13 protein-coding genes are annotated in these 16,519 nt (G+C 69.1%); 7 read left to right on the top strand and 6 right to left on the bottom strand.

Annotated features, from left to right (window positions below; translation table 11 throughout):
* Window position 1 precedes the first annotated feature (1 nt).
* Window positions 2-916 carry a LysR family transcriptional regulator gene (locus tag LDO27_RS05845; protein WP_222204726.1) on the bottom strand — a complete coding sequence of 305 codons (915 nt, stop codon included), beginning with the start codon at window positions 914-916 and terminating at the stop codon, window positions 2-4.
* A 97-nt stretch (window positions 917-1,013) separates the two neighbouring features.
* Here LDO27_RS05845 and LDO27_RS05840 point away from each other — a divergent pair, with 97 nt between their 5' ends.
* Window positions 1,014-2,249, top strand: coding sequence for an MFS transporter (locus tag LDO27_RS05840; RefSeq protein WP_224040285.1), 1,236 nt, complete (start codon window positions 1,014-1,016; stop codon window positions 2,247-2,249).
* Between the two features lie 13 nt (window positions 2,250-2,262).
* Here the strand turns inward: LDO27_RS05840 and LDO27_RS05835 are convergent, their stop codons facing one another.
* On the bottom strand, window positions 2,263-3,177 hold the full coding sequence (locus LDO27_RS05835) for a LysR substrate-binding domain-containing protein (protein WP_224040283.1): 915 nt from the start codon (window positions 3,175-3,177) through the stop codon (window positions 2,263-2,265).
* A 147-nt stretch (window positions 3,178-3,324) separates the two neighbouring features.
* Between LDO27_RS05835 and LDO27_RS05830 the strand changes: the two genes are divergently transcribed.
* Complete coding sequence (locus LDO27_RS05830) at window positions 3,325-4,026, top strand: glutathione S-transferase family protein (RefSeq protein ID WP_224040282.1); 702 nt, start codon at window positions 3,325-3,327, stop codon at window positions 4,024-4,026.
* Window positions 4,027-4,038: 12 nt separating this feature from the next.
* Here the strand turns inward: LDO27_RS05830 and LDO27_RS05825 are convergent, their stop codons facing one another.
* Both LDO27_RS05825 and LDO27_RS05820 read right to left on the bottom strand, forming a co-directional pair.
* The gene (locus LDO27_RS05825) at window positions 4,039-4,989 is read right to left on the bottom strand and encodes a LysR substrate-binding domain-containing protein (RefSeq protein ID WP_224040281.1); all 951 of its coding nucleotides are present in this window, start codon (window positions 4,987-4,989) and stop codon (window positions 4,039-4,041) included.
* 115 nt (window positions 4,990-5,104) lie between these two features.
* The gene (locus tag LDO27_RS05820; RefSeq protein WP_224040279.1) at window positions 5,105-6,949 is read right to left on the bottom strand and encodes a CocE/NonD family hydrolase; all 1,845 of its coding nucleotides are present in this window, start codon (window positions 6,947-6,949) and stop codon (window positions 5,105-5,107) included.
* Between the two features lie 405 nt (window positions 6,950-7,354).
* On the opposite strand from LDO27_RS05820, the gene LDO27_RS05815 reads away from it, so the two are divergent.
* On the top strand, window positions 7,355-8,329 hold the full coding sequence (locus LDO27_RS05815) for a Bug family tripartite tricarboxylate transporter substrate binding protein (protein ID WP_224040277.1): 975 nt from the start codon (window positions 7,355-7,357) through the stop codon (window positions 8,327-8,329).
* 81 nt (window positions 8,330-8,410) lie between these two features.
* Here the strand turns inward: LDO27_RS05815 and LDO27_RS05810 are convergent, their stop codons facing one another.
* Complete coding sequence (locus tag LDO27_RS05810) at window positions 8,411-10,717, bottom strand: ATP-dependent DNA helicase (RefSeq protein ID WP_224040275.1); 2,307 nt, start codon at window positions 10,715-10,717, stop codon at window positions 8,411-8,413.
* Window positions 10,718-11,026: 309 nt separating this feature from the next.
* On the opposite strand from LDO27_RS05810, the gene LDO27_RS05805 reads away from it, so the two are divergent.
* Complete coding sequence (locus tag LDO27_RS05805) at window positions 11,027-12,904, top strand: PhoX family protein (RefSeq protein WP_222204736.1); 1,878 nt, start codon at window positions 11,027-11,029, stop codon at window positions 12,902-12,904.
* Window positions 12,905-12,999: 95 nt separating this feature from the next.
* On the opposite strand, the gene LDO27_RS05800 is transcribed toward LDO27_RS05805, so the two are convergent.
* Window positions 13,000-13,827: a class I SAM-dependent methyltransferase gene (locus LDO27_RS05800; RefSeq protein WP_224040273.1), complete on the bottom strand. Its 828-nt coding sequence runs from the start codon at window positions 13,825-13,827 to the stop codon at window positions 13,000-13,002.
* 308 nt (window positions 13,828-14,135) lie between these two features.
* Here LDO27_RS05800 and LDO27_RS05795 point away from each other — a divergent pair, with 308 nt between their 5' ends.
* From LDO27_RS05795 to LDO27_RS05785, 3 genes are read left to right on the top strand one after another with little or no spacing between them, the layout of a single operon-like run.
* Complete coding sequence (locus LDO27_RS05795; protein WP_224040271.1) at window positions 14,136-15,107, top strand: AraC family transcriptional regulator; 972 nt, start codon at window positions 14,136-14,138, stop codon at window positions 15,105-15,107.
* 55 nt (window positions 15,108-15,162) lie between these two features.
* A complete protein-coding gene (locus tag LDO27_RS05790; protein WP_224040269.1) occupies window positions 15,163-16,059 on the top strand; it encodes a DUF3626 domain-containing protein in 897 nt (298 codons plus the stop codon).
* 40 nt (window positions 16,060-16,099) lie between these two features.
* Window positions 16,100-16,519, top strand: a complete 420-nt coding sequence (locus LDO27_RS05785) for an OsmC family protein (protein WP_222204745.1) — start codon at window positions 16,100-16,102, stop codon at window positions 16,517-16,519.

Here is a 16,519-nt window from a genome sequence, read left to right as displayed (position 1 = left end):
GTCACCGCCGCGCCTCCCACGGCGGGTTGTCCCCCAGCGCCTGCGCGAGGAACTCGACGAACGCCCTGACGCGTGGCGGCACCAGCCGCCGCTGGGGCATGACCGCATAGATGCCGGTATCCGGAATCGGGTAGCCGGGCAGCACCTGCACCAGCCGGCCGTCGCGCAGCTCGCGCCACACATGCCATACGGAATGCTGCGCGATGCCGAGGCCGGCCAGCGCGGCGTCCGCAAGCAGTTCGCCGGCATTGCTCTCGATACGGCCGCGCACCCGCACCGTGGTCTCGCCACCGTGGCCGTCGCCAAGGCGCCACGTGTCGTGCCGGCCGTGCGCGCCTGCCTGCAGCAGGCATTCGTGCGCGGTCAGGTCCTGCGGTGTCGCCGGCGTGCCGTGGCGGCGCAGGTACTCCGGGGAGGCGCACAGCACGCGCCGGTTGTTGGCGATCTTGCGCGCGACCAGCGTGGAGTCGTCCAGCGTGCCGATACGGATCGCCAGGTCGATGCCGGCGCCGACGAGATCGAGCACCTGGTCGGTCAGGTTGATGCTCAGGTTCAGGCCAGGATGCCGCGCCATGAATTCCGGCAGCAGCGGCGAGATGTACTGGCGGCCAAACGATGCCGCGGTGGTGATGCGCAGCGTGCCGGCGACTCCGGTGCCGGCCTGGCGCAGGGAGCCCCCCAGCGCTTCCAGGTCTTCGATGAGCGCCCGTCCCTGTTCCGCGAGGATGGCGCCTTCCGGCGTCGCATGCAGCTGCCGCGTGGTCCGGTGCAGCAGCGGCACGCCCAGTTCGCGCTCGAGCCGTTTCAGCCGCTGGCTTGCCACCGCCACCGACAGGCCGAGGGCGCGTGCGGCGGCGCTGATGGAGCCGAGGTCCAGCACGCGCAGGAAGAGGCCGATATCCCCGATGCGATCCATGATTATCAACAGAAGACTGAAAGTGTTTATGGATCATGCCGGTTTTCACTGAAGATGCAAAGCCGCACACTGCGGCCTTCCTCGGGAGAACCGCTTTATGCCTGCCACCGCTTCGCCTTCCTCATCCTCCGCCGGACGCTCCGGCCTGCCCATGGGGCTCTATGCGCTGACCGCCGGCTCGTTCGGCATCGGCTGCGCGGAATTCGTCATCATGGGTCTGCTGCTGCAGGTGGCGGCGGACCTGGACGTCACCATCGCCGCCGCCGGCATGCTGGTGTCCGGCTATGCGCTCGGTGTGTTCGCCGGCGCCCCCGTGCTCACCCTGCTGACCCGCCGGATGCCCCGCAAGGCCGTGCTGCTCGGGCTGATGGCCATCTACACCGTTGGCAACGCGGCCTGCGCGCTCGCGCCGGACTACACCACGCTGATGATCGCGCGGGTGTTCACGTCGCTGACCCACGGCACCTTCTTCGGCGTCGGCGCTGTGGTGGCCACCGGCCTGGTGCCGCCCGAGCGGCGCGCGTCCGCCATCTCCATCATGTTCTCGGGCCTGACGCTGGCGACGCTGCTGGGCATGCCGGCCGGCGCCTGGCTCGGCCTGCACCTTGGCTGGCGCTCGACGTTCTGGGCCATGACGGCGATCGGCGTGGTCTCGTTCCTGGTGATCGCGCTGCTGGTGCAGCGCAGCCGCGACGACAGCGCCCCGGTGGCGCTGGCCGACGAACTGCGGACGATGGCGCGGCCGCAGGTGCTGCTGGGTCTGGCGATGACCGTGCTGCAGTCCACCGGCATCTTCGCGGTGATCACCTTCGTGCAGCCGCTGCTGACACAGGTGGCCGGGTTCGGCGAGAGCATGGTGTCGCCGATCCTGCTGCTGTTCGGCGCGGGGATGATCGTCGGCAATCTGCTCGGCGGTCGCCTGGCCGACCACCGGCCCACGCGCGCCGTGCTGGGAACGCTGTTGGCACTGACGCTGGTGCTGGCGGCGATGACCTTCGCTCTGCACAGCCAGGTCGCGATCGTCGCGTTCGTCGGCCTGCTCGGGATTGCCGCGTTCGCGACCGTGTCGCCGCTGCAGCTGCGTGTGCTGCGGTACGCGGCCGGACCGGGACAGAACCTGGCGTCCAGCTTCAACATCGCGGCGTTCAATCTCGGCAATGGCGCCGGCGCGTGGCTCGGCGGCGTGGTGATCGCCCATGGCGCGGGACTGACCGCGCTGCCGTGGGTCGCCGCGCTGGCACCGCTGGCCGCGCTGGCGGTGGCGCTGTGGAGCGTGCGGCTGGAACGCAGCGGGCGCGCGGCGCCTGGCGCCGCGGCGGCGCGGGCCTGCTGACGGCGGACCCGCGCTACACCGCGCGCCGTCCGCCGATCGCGTCGGCCAGGAAGTCCAGCGCGGCCCGTACCGCCGGCAGCTGACCGCGCCGGTGCGATACCAGCAACGTCGTGGTCATGCCGCCGGCGGTCCATGCCGGCAGCACGCGGGATAACTCACCGGCGGCGAGCGCCGGCGCGCACAGGCTGTCGGGCAGGCAGGCGATGCCTAGCCCCGACGTCGCCGCGCGCAGCAGCGTGTTGGGCTCGTTGGCGAAAAAACGGGGGCACGGACTGGCCAGCGCCTGCTCGCCGCCGTCGTGCCTGAGGCGCCATGCGGCTTCGCCGGGCGCCGTGGCGTTCAGCGCGGTCAACAGTCCATCGTGCCCGGCGATGTCGTCCGGCCCGGCCGGAACGCCGCGCTGCGCCAGGTACGCGGGGGAGGCGACCAGATGAAAGGGCTCGAAGCCGACGCGGCGCTGCACGAGATCGGAATCGGGCAACGGCGCGGCATGGTCGCGCACGGCAATGTCGAACCCCTCGTGCACCAGGTCCACGAAGCGGTCGGTGGCATGCAGCATCACCTGCATCCGGGGATATCGGCGCGACAGCTCGGGCAGCACGTCCGCCAGCAGCAATTGCGCGGTGGTCACCGAACTGGTCAGGCGCAGCACGCCGCTGGGCTCGGCCAGGCGGCCCTGCACCAGTTGTTCCGCCGCCTCCGCCTCGATCAGCATCGCGGCGGCATGGCGGTAAAAGGCCCGGCCGGTGTCCGTCATGGCGAAGCTGCGCGAGGTCCGCTGGATCAGCCGCGCGCCCAGATGGCGCTCCAGTTCCGCCACGCGCTTGCTCAGCGTCGACTTGGGCAGCCCCAGCGCGCGGGACGCGGCGGCGAAGCCGCCGTGGTCCACCACCCTGGCGAAGACATAGAGGTCATTGAGATTTAGCACGGGCACTCGCGTCGTCTGCATATATGGACGGTGAGTCTACAGAATCCCGTCTATCGCGGCAGCGTCCACGCCTATATCTTTCCTGCGTAGGTCGGACGCACAACCTGTGCGGACCGAAGACTCCTCAACGATCAGGAAAGAACCACGATGGATCCCGTACTTTTCTATGGTGTACCGCAGGGCTGCTCCTTCGGCAGCATCGTCGCGCTGGAATGGCTGGGGATTCCCTACCGCCTGAGCCGCATCGAGATGCTGGAGCATCCCTGGCCGGCGTTGTACGCGCACGTCAATCCGCTGAACCTCACCCCTTCGTTCCTGACGGAGGACGACCGGGTGATCAACGAAAGCGGCGCCATCCTGCTGCATCTGGCGGCCCGCGACGACCATCGGCTCGGCTATGCGCAGGGCACGGCCGCGTATGACCGGCTCAACCAGACGCTGGCCTACCTGAACACGGATTTTTTCCACGCCTTCGCGCCGCTATGGACGGCCTACGAAATGGAGGCCGATCCTCCCAGGCAGGCGATGCTGCGCGAGCTCGGGCGCAAGCAGGTAGCCGCCGCATGCCGCTATCTGGACGGGCTGCTCGCCACAAGGCAATGGATCGACGGGGGCGACAAGCGCACGGTGGCGGATGCCTACTTCGCGGGGATCGCGCGCTGGGCGGAATACCACCGTGTGCTGAACGTCGAGACCTACCCCCACCTGCACCGTCACCTGCAATCCCTTCGGCGCGACCCTGCCGTGGCGTTCGCCGATGCCATCGAGCGCAAGCGGCCTGCGAGCACTACCGGCGGGTTCGCGGGCCACGTGGCGCTGGAAGCGTTGCGCGGCCGTTTGCGGGCCTGACGGCGGGCCGGCTCAGGCCCCGGCGGTGTTCTCCGTCGGCCTGGGCCGCAGCAGTTCGACTTCCAGCCACTGGCCGGTGTCGACGAGCTCGGTGACCAGCGTCAGCAGGGCCTGCTCCACCGAGCGGCAGGCCAGACTCTGGCGCGCCGAGGCCGAGATGCACAGGCTCACGCGGCGCTTGAGCACGGCGTCGGAGATGCGCAGGCTCACCAGCCCGTGGTCGTCCTCGGCCGCCAGCGCCGACCAGGGCAGGATGGTCCAGCCCATGCCCGCACGCACGGCCGAGAGCAAGACCGATACGGCGCTGGTTTCGGCGACCAGCTGGCATTGCAGCCCTGCGCTGACGAACGCGCGGTCGGACAACACCCGTACCGAGTTGGGAAAGCTCGGCAACAGCAGCGGCAGCGCCGCCACCTCGGCCAGCGTGACGGTGTGGTCGCGATGCGCAATGGGTTTGCCAACCAGCATCAGCGCCTCGTCCAGCAGCGCGACGGACTGCATGTTGGGGCGGGCTTGCACGTCCATCGCGATCGCCACGTCCAGCTTCTGCAGCGCCAGCGCTTCGGCCAGGTCCGCGCTGGAGCCTTCGACGATCTCCAGCGTCACGTCGGGAAAGCGCGCGGCGATGGCGCGCAGCAGCGGCAGCGCCAGCACGCGCGAGGTGCTGGTCGGCAGCCCCACGCTGACATGGCCCGATGGTACGTCGCGGCCGTTGCGCACCGCGGCCTTGGCCTCTTCCATCTGGCGCAGCACCATCTTGGCGTGGCGATACAGGATATGGCCGGTTTCGGTAGGCCGCGCGCCGAAGGGGCCGCGCACCAGCAGCTTGGCTTCGAGCTCGGCCTCCAGATTGGCCACATGCTGGCTTAGCGAAGGCTGGGCGATATGCAGCGCGTCAGCCGCGGCGGTGATGCTTTCCAGCTCCACGATGCGCGCGAAATATCGAAGCTGTCTGAGGTCCATGTTGCGAGGGCGACGGTGCGTCGGCAAGGAGTGCGTGGCCAGGGCCGGACTGTAGCATTGCGCCGCGCCGGCACCCTGGCCGACCCTTCACGGACGCGCCTCCCCGCGCGGCGGGTCACCCGGCGCGGACCGGCACCTCGATATGGCAACCATTCTCGCCGCCGATGCAAAGCGACAGGCGCGGCGGCCGCCCGTGCGGCACCTGCGGAAAGTGGCCCCGGTCCGCTCCCGCGATCGACACGCGCAGCCGGCTGCCGGCCGCCAGTTCCCACGCCACCGGCAACAGCGCGAACTCCAGCGGCTGCGCCTCGCCGGGCACCAGGCGGCTTGCATCCGCGGCGGCGAAGGTCCGGTACGGCCACGTGGTGCGGTATTCCGGTGGGCACGGCGCGGTCTTGCGATGCAGCGCGCGCAGCATGCCCTCGGTGATATAGCGCACGCGGCCGGATGCCTCGACTTCGGACAGATAGACGAAGACCGCGGCGTCCGGCTGCGACGAGGCGATGCGAAGATTCACCACGACATGGCCGGCGATGGCCAGCGGCGCGTCAAGCGGTGCCGTGTCGAAGGCAGGCAGCGCGGTAACGCGCTCGTCCCAGTCCGTGTAGTAGTCCTCGATATTGGCCGCGCCGAGACGCTCGTAGCGCGTGTTGCGCCCCGTGGACCAGTCGAAGCTGACCTGGGTGTCGAGCCGCGCCTCGGCGGCCGGCATCGTCGCAGCCAGCTCGCCGCCATCGGCGAGATGGAGACGCCGGTGCGCGGGGGCGGGCGGCCACGACGGCGCGGCGTGCCAGGCATTGTCGTGGATGCTGTAGTAGTGGACCGGCGCTTCCTCGTCCAACCCGGTGGGCATGTTCAGCAGATGATGATCGAAGAAGCGCAGCACCTCGGCCAGCAAGGGGAAATCCGAGGCGGCACGTTCGCGCCACGGCGAGACATTGGTGCGCGCGCCGTGGTCCCACGGTCCCAGCAGCAACCGGCTGTCGTGCGTGGGGAGCGACAGGAAGCGGGTGATGGCGCCGTTCGCATAGCCGCCGCCGTCGTACCAGCCGGAGATGTTGTAGACCGCCACGTCCGGCGCGATGCCGTCGAGGTAGCGGTAAGGGCTGCAACTGCCGGAATCGAGCTTCGGATCGTGCAGCGCGGCGCCGTCGCGGAAGGCGAATTCGGGGGCGAGATCGGCCAGCGTGAAGTTGTTGCGGTGCTCGGCGATGGCGGCCCGCAGCAGGCTGCCGTCGGTATCGTCGTCAACCCGCTCCGGGCCGTCGAAGCGCGGATCGTTGAAGTACGGAAAGCGCGCGACCATGTCGCGCCGGTCCTGGTCCAGCGCCACCATCAGGTCATCATAGGCCTCGACCCAGACCTTGGACAGCATGCCGCCCGGATACAACTGCTCGCTGTAGATATCGGAGACCGAGAACAGCGGGGCGATGGCCTTGACCGCGGGGTGGCCCGTGCTGGCCAGGAAGCACGCTGCCGCGCCGAGATAGGAGATGCCGGTCGAGCCGATGCGGCCGTTGGACCATGGCTGGGCCACGATCCAATCGGCGATCTCGAAATAGTCGTCGCGCTCGGTGGGCGAGCGCAGCGTGTCGCGCGTGCCGAAGCTCGCGCCGGTGCCGCGCACGTCGACCACCACCACCGCGTACCCCTTCGGCACGAAGGCATCGCGATACTTGGCCGCGTTGGGACTGGGCTCGGCGCCCGGGGCGCTCTGGCGGAAGCGCCGGTTATAGGGCGTGAAAATTGCGATGGTCGGATAGGTGCCGGGCGCGGACGCGTGTGCCGCGCCGGCGACGGGCTGCGGCACGTAGACGTCCAGCGCGAGCCGGCAGCCGTCGCGCATCGTCACATGGCGCGAAGCGGGGCGGTCCGGCACCGTGAACTGCGAGGGACGGGTTTGCAGGTAGGCCGAGGCCGGCACCTTCCAGGCGCTGCCCTGGGTATCGCGATCAGACATGGGAATCGGGTCGGGGCAAGTGAGGGTGCGTGCATGGTAAGCAGCGCCTCCGCAGGCGCGGAAAGACGAAATTGCGATGCGGACATAGGGCCGGCCTATGGCCCGCGAAGTGGTTGCAGGGCCGGGGGTGCAATGTCGAACCAGCGCTGTGCACGTCGGCACCATCTTGAGGATGAAGGCCAGCGGCCGGACAGCACATGGTCGTCATTGGTGCAAACCCTATGGGGGCATAGGCCGATCCTATGGCGGCATCGGCATTCCGTATTGGTCGCGCGCCGCACGAGTTCTTACCATCGGTCCAGGTCAGGCAGGGAGCCCGGTCCACCGCACGACACCCAACGAGGCGGCCCTCCATTCGCCGCCCGCCTGCCTGCACCGCGTTCCATTTTTACGGGAGAAGTACTGATGTTCCGACCTTTGATTTCCGCCGCGCTGGCTGGCGTGTTCGCATTCACCGCCGCCGGCGTGCAAGCGCAGGAGGGTTTTCCGAATCGACCCATCCGTCTCGTGGTGCCGCAGTCCGCGGGTTCGGGCGGCGACGTGGTGGCGCGCCTGCTGGGCGAGAAGCTGGGCAAGGATCTCGGGCAGTCCGTCGTCGTGGACAACCGGCCCGGCGCCAACGGCATCATCGGCGCATCCTTCGTCGCCAAGCAGCCGGCCGATGGCTACACCGTGCTGCTCGCCGGCGTATCGCAGGTCAGCTTCAACCAGCATCTGTACAAGTCGCTCCCGTATGACGCGCAGAAGGACTTCACCTTCATCGCCCCGGTGGTGGATACCCCGTTCGTGCTGGTGGCGAGCAAGGCCAGCGGCATCACGTCCATGGCCGGCTTCATCGAGAAGGCGAAGACCAAGCCGGGCGGGCTGAGCTATGGCAGCGCGGGCGTCGGCAATTCCACGCACCTGGCGATGGAAATGCTGGCCGACAAGGCGGGCATCAAGCTGACGCACGTGGCCTACAAGGGCTCGGGCCCGGCACTGACCGGCGTGATCGGCGGCGAGGTGGATGCGATGGTGAGCGTGCTGGGTGCGGCGTTGCCGCAGATCGGCGGCGGCAACGTGGTGCCCGTGGCGATCGTCGGTCAGAAGCGCGCGCAGCAGCTTCCCAATGTGCCGACCGTCAGGGAAGCGGGGCTCGATGTGCCGGTAATGCCGGGCTGGTATGCGCTGCTCGGGCCGGCCGACATGGATCCGAAGATCGTCGCTCGCCTGAACGCCTCGGTGCAGGCCTTCCTCAACGATGCGCAGGTCAGGAACAAGCTGGCGGGGCTCTATCTGGAGCCGCTGTCCGGTTCGGCCGGTGCCATCAAGCAGCGCGCGGTGTCGGACGCGAAGGTATGGGGCGACTTCATCCAGCAGCGCGGCATCCAGAACTCCTGACGTTGCCAACGTGCCGGACACCGGCAACGTAGCGCGTGCATCGAGAGGGCCGCCGGCGCGCGGGGTCGCCGGCGGTCCGGCTCATGCCTGCACCTGCCACCATCGCGGCAGCAGCGGGCGCACCTCGGCGCGTGCGAAGCGGTCGTCGATCAGGTGGACCACGCCCCGGTCCTGCCGGGTGCGGATCACGCGCCCGGCGGCCTGCACCACCTTGCGCAGGCCCGGATACAGGTAGGTGTATTCGTAGCCCTGGCGAAACAGCCGCTCCATGCGCTCGCGAAACTGCTCGTTGACCGCATTGAACTGGGGTAGTCCCAGCGTGGCGACGAAGGCGCCGATCAGGCGGTCGCCCGGCAGGTCCACGCCTTCGGCGAAGGAGCCGCCCAGTACCGCGAAGCCAATGCCACGGCCACCCGGCTGGAATGCCTGCAGGAACTGCTGCTGCTCGGCCTCGCTCATCGCGCGCACCTGGGTCCAGCATGGAATGTCCGGATAGCGTTGCACGAACAGCGCCGCGGCCTCCTGCAGATAGTCGTGGCTGCTGAAGAAGGCGAGATAGTTGCCGGGCGTGGCTTCGTACTGCCGGCCCATCAGCGCGACGATATCGGGCATCGAGCGGGCGCGGTGGGCGAATCGCGTGGAGACATGGCGCGCGATGCGGACCGACAGCTGGTCCGCTTCGAACGGCGAGGCCACCTCGACCCATGCGGTGCGTTCGGGCACCCCCAACATGTCGGTGTAGTACTCGCGCGGGTTCAGCGTGGCCGAGAACAGCGTGGTCGAATGCGAGGCCGCGAAGCGCGGCCGCAGGAACGGCGCGGGCACGACGTTGCGGACGCAGACGGTCGTGCTTGCGCGCGCGGCGCCGCGTGCGGCGCGGCGCGTGATGTCGAACAGCGAATGCTCCGTCATCTGCTCGGCCAGCCGGCAGAAGTGCAGGCTGTCGAAGTAGAAGCGCTGCAACGCGGCGTCGTGCTCGGCCGGGTGTTCTCCGAGGTGGTCGAGCAGGGCTGCACCCGCCTGCTCCAGCGCCGTCACGAACGCAGCGGGTACGGTGGGATAGGCACAGTAGTCGTCGGACTGCGCCTTCGCCAGCGCATTCCATTGCCGATGGACGCGGTCCATCGCGGTACGCAGCGAGGCCGGCGCGTGGCGCCTGACGCCGCGGAACGTGTCCTGGTCCAGTTCCGCGGAATACATCCCACGCGCGCGTTCGACGAGATTGTGGGCTTCGTCCACCAGCACGCTGACGCGCCATTCGTTGGCCGCGGTCAGCGCATACAGCATCGCGCTGCGGTCGAAGTAGTAGTTGTAGTCGGCCACCACCACGTCGCTCCAGCGCGCCAGTTCCTGGCCGAGGTAGTAGGGGCAGATGCCGTGCGCCAGCGCCACGTTGCGCACGCTGTCGCGGTCCAGCGTGGCCAGCTCGCACGCCGCGGCCCGCGCGGCCGCCAGGCGATCGTAGAAGCCGCGCGCCAGCGGGCACGACTCGCCGTGGCAGGCCAGGTCGGGATGCTCGCATGCCTTGTCGCGCGCGATCAGTTCGAGCACGCGCAGCGGCGGCGCGGGCGTCTGCCGGCGCAGTACGGCGATGGCGTCCAGCGCGAGCGCGCGGCCGGTCGAGCGCGCCGACAGGAAGAACAGCTTGTCGATGCGCTGGCCGGGAACGGCCTTGAGCGCGGGAAACAGCGTGCCGATGGTCTTGCCGATCCCCGTGGGGGCCTGCGCCATCAGGCAGCGGCCGGCGACGTTGGCCTTGTAGACGGTCTCGGCCAGTTCGCGTTGCCCCGTGCGGAAGCCCGCATGCGGAAAGGTCAGGGCCGCGAGCGCGCCGTCGCGCGCGGTGCGATGCGCGACCTCGCGCTCCGCCCATTGCAGAAAGCGCCGGCACTGGTCTTCGAAGAACGCACGCAGCGCGGCGGCATCGTAGCGTTCGACACGGGATTGCTCGCGCTGGCTGACGATGTCGAAATACACCACCGCGATGTCCAGTTCGGCCAGATCCAGTTGCTGGCACAGCAGCCAGCCGTACACCCTGGCCTGCGCGAGATGCAGCGCGCGGTGGTTCTCCGGCACCTCGACCGCCTCGCCGCGCACCGTCTTGATTTCTTCCAGCAGATTGCGCGCCGGATCGTAGCCGTCCGCGCGTCCGCGCACCACCAGTGTCCCGAACTGGCCGGACAGGCTGATCTCGGTCCGGTAGCCGGCAGGTCGCCGCGCCGTCACCACGCCGTGGCCGGCCATGCCCTCCTGCGCGGTGGGCGAGGGCGTGAAGCGCAGGTCCAGGCTGCCGGCGCGCGCCGTGAACTCGCAGAGCGCGCGCACGGCAACGGTGTAGCGCGGCGTGCTGTCGGCGCAGGTTTGCGGCGGGGTGGAAGCGGGAACCATGGGGACGGGGCTGGCAAGGCAGGTAAAGCGAAAAACTGTATGAATATACAGTATGCCGCCCCCGCGGCGGGCGCCTTCATCCGGCCCCTGCTACCCGCGTCGTCGAGCGCTGCGGCGCAGCCGTTCTCCGAGCCGCTTTCCCGTCCAGGTTTGGCGAGCCGCCATTGCCGGTTTGCCGCATGCCAATGCCTGCTGAAAGATACAAGGTGTAACGGTACGGTCACAGAACCTCTCTACTATCGGGCCCGATCAAAACCCACCGCACACCTTCCATGCGGCGGGCCCCATAAACGAAGGAGGTCCCTATTCATGTCGTATCTCACTGATAAGGCTCGCGCCCCGTACCGCGAAGCTCAAGGCGTTGTCACCGTTCCCGGCCAGATGCTCGAAGACATCGTTGCCGCCAACCCTGAGCGCCGCAAGATCCTTCGCGGTGGCCTGAGCATGTCGCTGCTGTCCGTGTTCGGTGGCAGCAGCCTGCTCGCAGCCTGTGGTGGTGATGACGACGGCCCCGCACCGGCTCCGGCACCGGGCCCGGGCGCAGCGCCCGCTCCCGCACCGGTTCCTGGCCCGACCCCGGCCGAGCCGCTGGACTACAGCGTGCGTTTCACGCCTGTCGCCGACAAGGTGACGGCCGACACGGTCACGCTGCCGGAGAACTACTCGTACGAAGTCCTGTTCTCGGCCGGCGACCCCGTCGAAGCAGGTTCGGTGGGCTACACCGGCACGCTGCAATCGTCGGCCGATACCGAGCGCCAGGCCGGTGGCCAGCACGACGGCATGCACTTCTTCGCGATCCCCGGTGTCGACCCGCAGAAGGGCGGCCTGCTGGCGATCAACCACGAGAATCTGGATTCGGCGCTGCTGTTCCCGTCGGGCTACAGCTACGACGGCGCCACCGCCACGCCGGAGCAAAAGCGCCTGGCGCTGTCGCACGTCGGCGTGTCGGTCATCGAAGTCGAATTCGCCAACAACAAGTGGCAGGTCAAGAAGAACTCGCGCTATAACAAGCGCTACACCGGCAACACGCTGTACCGCGTGTCGGGCCCCGCCGCCAGCGTGGTGGGCTCCACCGTGGTCGGCACGCTGAACAACTGCTCCAGCGGCGCCACGCCGTGGGGCACGTACCTGACCTGCGAAGAAACGCAGAACAACTACCTCGATCCCACCAATGCCGACGAAGGCTACGGCTGGGTGGTGGAAATCGATCCGCTCAACGAACTGGGCGCGCCGACCAAGCGCACCGCGATGGGCCGTTTCGACCACGAGAACACCGCGTTCATGACGGACGCCAACAACCGCGTCGCGTTCTACATGGGCGATGACGGCACGCCGGGCTGCATCTACAAGTTCATCCCGAACGCCGCGTTCGATCCGAACAACCGCGCCGCGAACATGAACCTGCTGGACAACGGCACGCTGTACGTTGCCAAGTTCAACGCAAACGGCACGGGCGAGTGGGTGGAACTGACGCAGGGCAAGAACGGCCTGCTGGTCGGCGCGACCGATCCGGGCAATGTCTCGCAAGGTCCGCAGACCCCGGTGACCGTCAACTTCGCGACGCAAGCCGACGTGCTGATCAACACCAAGTCGGCCGCCCGCGTGGCCGGTGGCACGCTGATGGATCGTCCGGAGTGGATCACGGTGGGCCTGGACAAGACCGTGTACTGCACGCTGACGAACAACGGCGGCCGTCAGGTGGTCGATGCCGCCAACCCGCGTGCGAACAACCCGCATGGCCACATCATCCGCTGGAAGGAAACGGGCAATTCGCCGCTGGCCACGACGTTCCAGTGGGAAATCCTGCTGCTCGCGGGCGACCCGTCGCTCTCGGCCGCCAACCTGAAGGGCGATATCAAGGGCGACACGTTCTCCAGCCCGGACGGCATCCGCGTCGATTCGCAGGGCCGCCTGTGGGTGCAGACCGACGCCGGCACGGGTTCGAGCACCACCAGCGTCTTCGGTGCGAACTCGATGCACTTCGTCGACCAGGTCACCCGCGAGTGCAAGCGCTTCCTGGTTGGCCCGGAGGGTTGCGAAATCACCGGCATCGCCTACACGCCGGACCTGACGACGTTCTTCATCAACATCCAGCATCCGACCAAGCAGTGGCCCAGCGCCTCGCTGCCGGCTCGCTCCTCGACGATCGTCGTGCGCCACAAGGACGGCAAGCCGATCGGCGCCTGATGCTGTAGCCACCATGCCGGTCCCGCTCTCGCGGAACCGGCAGACAAGCAAAAAACCGCGGCCCCAGGGCCGCGGTTTTTTGCTTCCTGCGTCGGCTAACGGCGCTTGATGACGACCTCCAGATACTCGCCCGGGATCACCAGCGAGTTCGGCCCGCCCTTGTTCAGGCTTTCCATCAGCGCCGACAGGTCGCGCTCCAGCGCGGCGCCGGCTTCCGGCGGCAGCGCGGCGAACGCCTTGTGCACGGGCCCGTACCAGGTGCGGAAGACCTCGATGAAGTGCGCCGGCGAGCGATAGCGGAAATTGAAGAACCGCTTGTTGGCGGTGATCTCCGCCGCCTGCTCCCCGAACATGGTGCGCAGATTGTCCTCGACGCCCCAGCGCGATGGCGGCTGCACGCCGGCCGGTGGCGGCATGTGCTTGCCCAGCGTCTTGAACATCTGGCCGATAAAGCCCTCGGGCGTCCAGTTCGCCATGCCGATCCGTCCGCCGGGGCGGCATACGCGCGCCATCTCCGACGCCGCCTGCTGCTGGTTCGGCGTGAACATGACGCCGAAGGTGGAAACCACCGCGTCGAAACTGGCATCGTCGAAGGGCAGCGCTTCCGCGTCGGCCTCGCGGAATTCCACCTGCAGCCCCTCGGCGTCCGCCCGTTTGGCGCCGCGCTCCAGCAGCGCCGGCACATAGTCGGTCGAGATCACCTTGCAGCCCCGCCGCGCGGCCGCGAGCGTGACGTTGCCGTTACCGGCGGCCACGTCCAGCACTTTCTCGTCCCAGCGCAGGTCGCAGGCTTCGGCGAGCGACTCGCCGACCAGTTGCAGTGTGACCCCGATCACCGCGTAGTTGCCGCTGGCCCATGCGGCCTGCTGGCGCGTCTTGACCGCGGCGAAGTCCGGGGCCTGAGTGGTGTTGGGTGCGTCCATGTTCTTGCTCCTTGTATCGTCGGTCCGCGGTCCGTTGCCGCCGCGGTGCGCGGGTCGCTTCGTTCGGATGGGATCGAATGGCTTGCCCGTGGCGCACTTTGCCGCGTTGGCGCCGCGCCGTCCTGTCCACGCGTCGCCACTGCCTGCCCGAGCGTCCGGCAAGACCGCCCAACGATTCCTTGGCTTCGCGCGCGGCGCGCACCACAATCCAGAACATCGAACGGCAGGGAGGGTGCTGCCATGGTCAGCAAGCGCAACGGCGAGGCAGTGCCCGGGGCCGCGCGCCCAGCCGGTGCGGGGCGACGGTGATGGACGCGCTGTCCGAGACCCTGCGCCTGGTGCGGCTGCTCGGCGCCCTGTTCGTCGAGGCCCGCTTCCGTGCGCCGTGGTGCTACCACTCCGCGCATGCCGACGCCGTCGCGCCGCTGCTGGAACCGGGCGCCAACAGCGTGGTGATCTTCCATCTGGTGACCGAGGGCGACTGCTGGGTGGAGATGGACGGCACCGCGCCGGTATCGCTGACGGCCGGCGACGCCGTCGTATTTCCTCAGGGTCAAGCGCACCGGATGTGCTCGCAGCCCGGCCTGCCGCCGGCGATGTGCGCGCCGCTGCAGGCGCAGCTGTCGCGCCCGGCGCGCCGGGCCGGCCATGGCGAGGGCGCCGCTTGCACGCGGCTGGTGTGCGGCTATCTCGCCTGCGATGCGCGGCTTGCGCGCATGTTGCTTGCCGCTCTGCCGCCGCTGATGCGGGTCAACGTGCGCGGTTCGCATGCGGGCGACTGGCTGGAGGCCACCGTGCGCTACGCCCTGAGCGAGGCGCGTGCCCCGGCGCCCGGCCGCGCCGGCGTGCTGGCGCGGCTTGCCGAGGCGCTGTTCATCGAAGTGCTGCGGCTCTACATGAACGAGCATGGGGACGAGCGCGTCGGCTGGCTGGCGGGCGTGGGCGATCGCGTGGTGGGCGCGGCGCTCAACGCGCTGCACAGGCGTCCCGCGCATGCGTGGACGCTGGAGGAACTGGCGCGAGAGGCCGGAACGTCGCGTTCGGTGCTGGCCGAGCGCTTCCAGCATCTGGTGGGCTGCTCGCCGATGCAGTACCTCACGCAGTGGCGCATGATGCTGGCCGCCAATCTGCTGTGTGGCAGCGATGCGCCGCTCGCGCGCATTGCGGAGGACGTGGGGTACCAGACCGATACGGCCTTCAGCCGCGCGTTCCGGCGCGAATTCGGCGCGCCGCCGGCGGCGTGGCGCCGCACGCAGGCATCGCGGGCCCGGATGGGCTGACCGCTTCGGGGCGGGTGTAGATTACGGGGTTTATCGTGTTCGCCCGGCCAACGCCATGTCCGTTGCCTGTCCCGCTTCCGCCCCGTGGTCTCCCGCGCCCGGCTCACCGCAAGACCGCGCGCTGGCGCATGTCGCCGCCCGCAGCGACGGCGCGCCCATCGACGCCTCGCTGCGCGTCACGCTGAACTTTCACCCCGACCGCGCCGAGCGCGGCATGCCCATCCTGGAGGCGCTCGCGCGCGATGGCGTGTACCGCTCCCAATTCGAGACGGGCACCAGCAATGGGGGCCTCACCGCCCATCCGGGCGGCGACCGCTGGCGCTGGGAAAGCCGCATCTTCGGCGCGGCCTACGATGACGCGCCCGCCGCCGAGCGCCCGAAGTACGGGGCGCTTGACCATCGGCGCCGCGCTACCGGCGGCTCGCCCCGCTTCGGCTCAGCCCATCTGCGCTTGCGTGCCGAGGTGCTGGCCCGCACGACCTTCTGCTATCCGGACAGCGTGTTCGACCCCGTGCATTTCGGCGTGGCCGCGCGCATGGGGCTGGTCGCGCACGCGCAGGCCGACTGCCGCGATGCGCTGGACGACTATATCGAGGCGCATGTGCACGGGCCGCTGGTGCTGGCGCGCGATGTCGAGGCACTGGTGCTCGATCCCTGCTACCGGGGCACGCAGGTGGAGGCGCTGGCGCGCGCGCTGCCTTGCTCGGTGGAGTGGCATGCCGGCTTCCGGCTGCATGTGGACGCGCTCTCGCGCTATCCGGATTACCGCGGACCGGAGCCCGTCTCCCTGGCCCTTGCGATCGCGCGCGAGGGCTGGCTGACGCCGGCCATCATCGGGGACGCGGCGAGCACCGGCGAGCATGATCCGCAATGCCTCAAGAAGGTGTGGCACTACGTCGCCCGCTTCGGCGACCTCGGCCAGCAGGCGGCAGCGGGCGGCGATAATGCCTGATTCTTCTCACCATGCAGATCACCGACAGGAGCGCATCGCCATGAAAGCTGTCTCGCAAGCCAGTGTCCGGGCCGCCGGCCCCAACTATCGCCACGAGGTCACCACCGGTGCGCACCGGTTGATCGCCGACGAGCCCGCGCATGCGGGCGGACAGGACGCGGGCGCCGCGCCGTACGACCTGGTGCTCGCGGGCCTCGGAGCCTGCACGGCGATCACCCTGCGCATGTACGCCGAGCGCAAGGGCTGGGACCTGGGCGATCTGCGCGTGGATCTGACGCTGCTGAAGGACCGGGACGGCAACGCGCGCATCGACCGCGTGCTCGCCACATCGGCGCCGCTGAGCGACGAGCAATGGGAGCGGCTGCTGGACATCGCCGGCAAGACGCCGGTCACCAAGACCCTTCAGGCGGGCACGCCGATCGGCACCACGCGGGAAGCGGCGGGGGCGGGCCAACAGTAG

Origin of the sequence: Cupriavidus respiraculi, assembly GCF_914271545.1 — a bacterium.
Lineage (GTDB): Bacteria > Pseudomonadota > Gammaproteobacteria > Burkholderiales > Burkholderiaceae > Cupriavidus > Cupriavidus respiraculi.
Note: the sequence above shows the minus strand (reverse complement) of the source record. Positions and strands in the feature narration are given on the sequence as shown.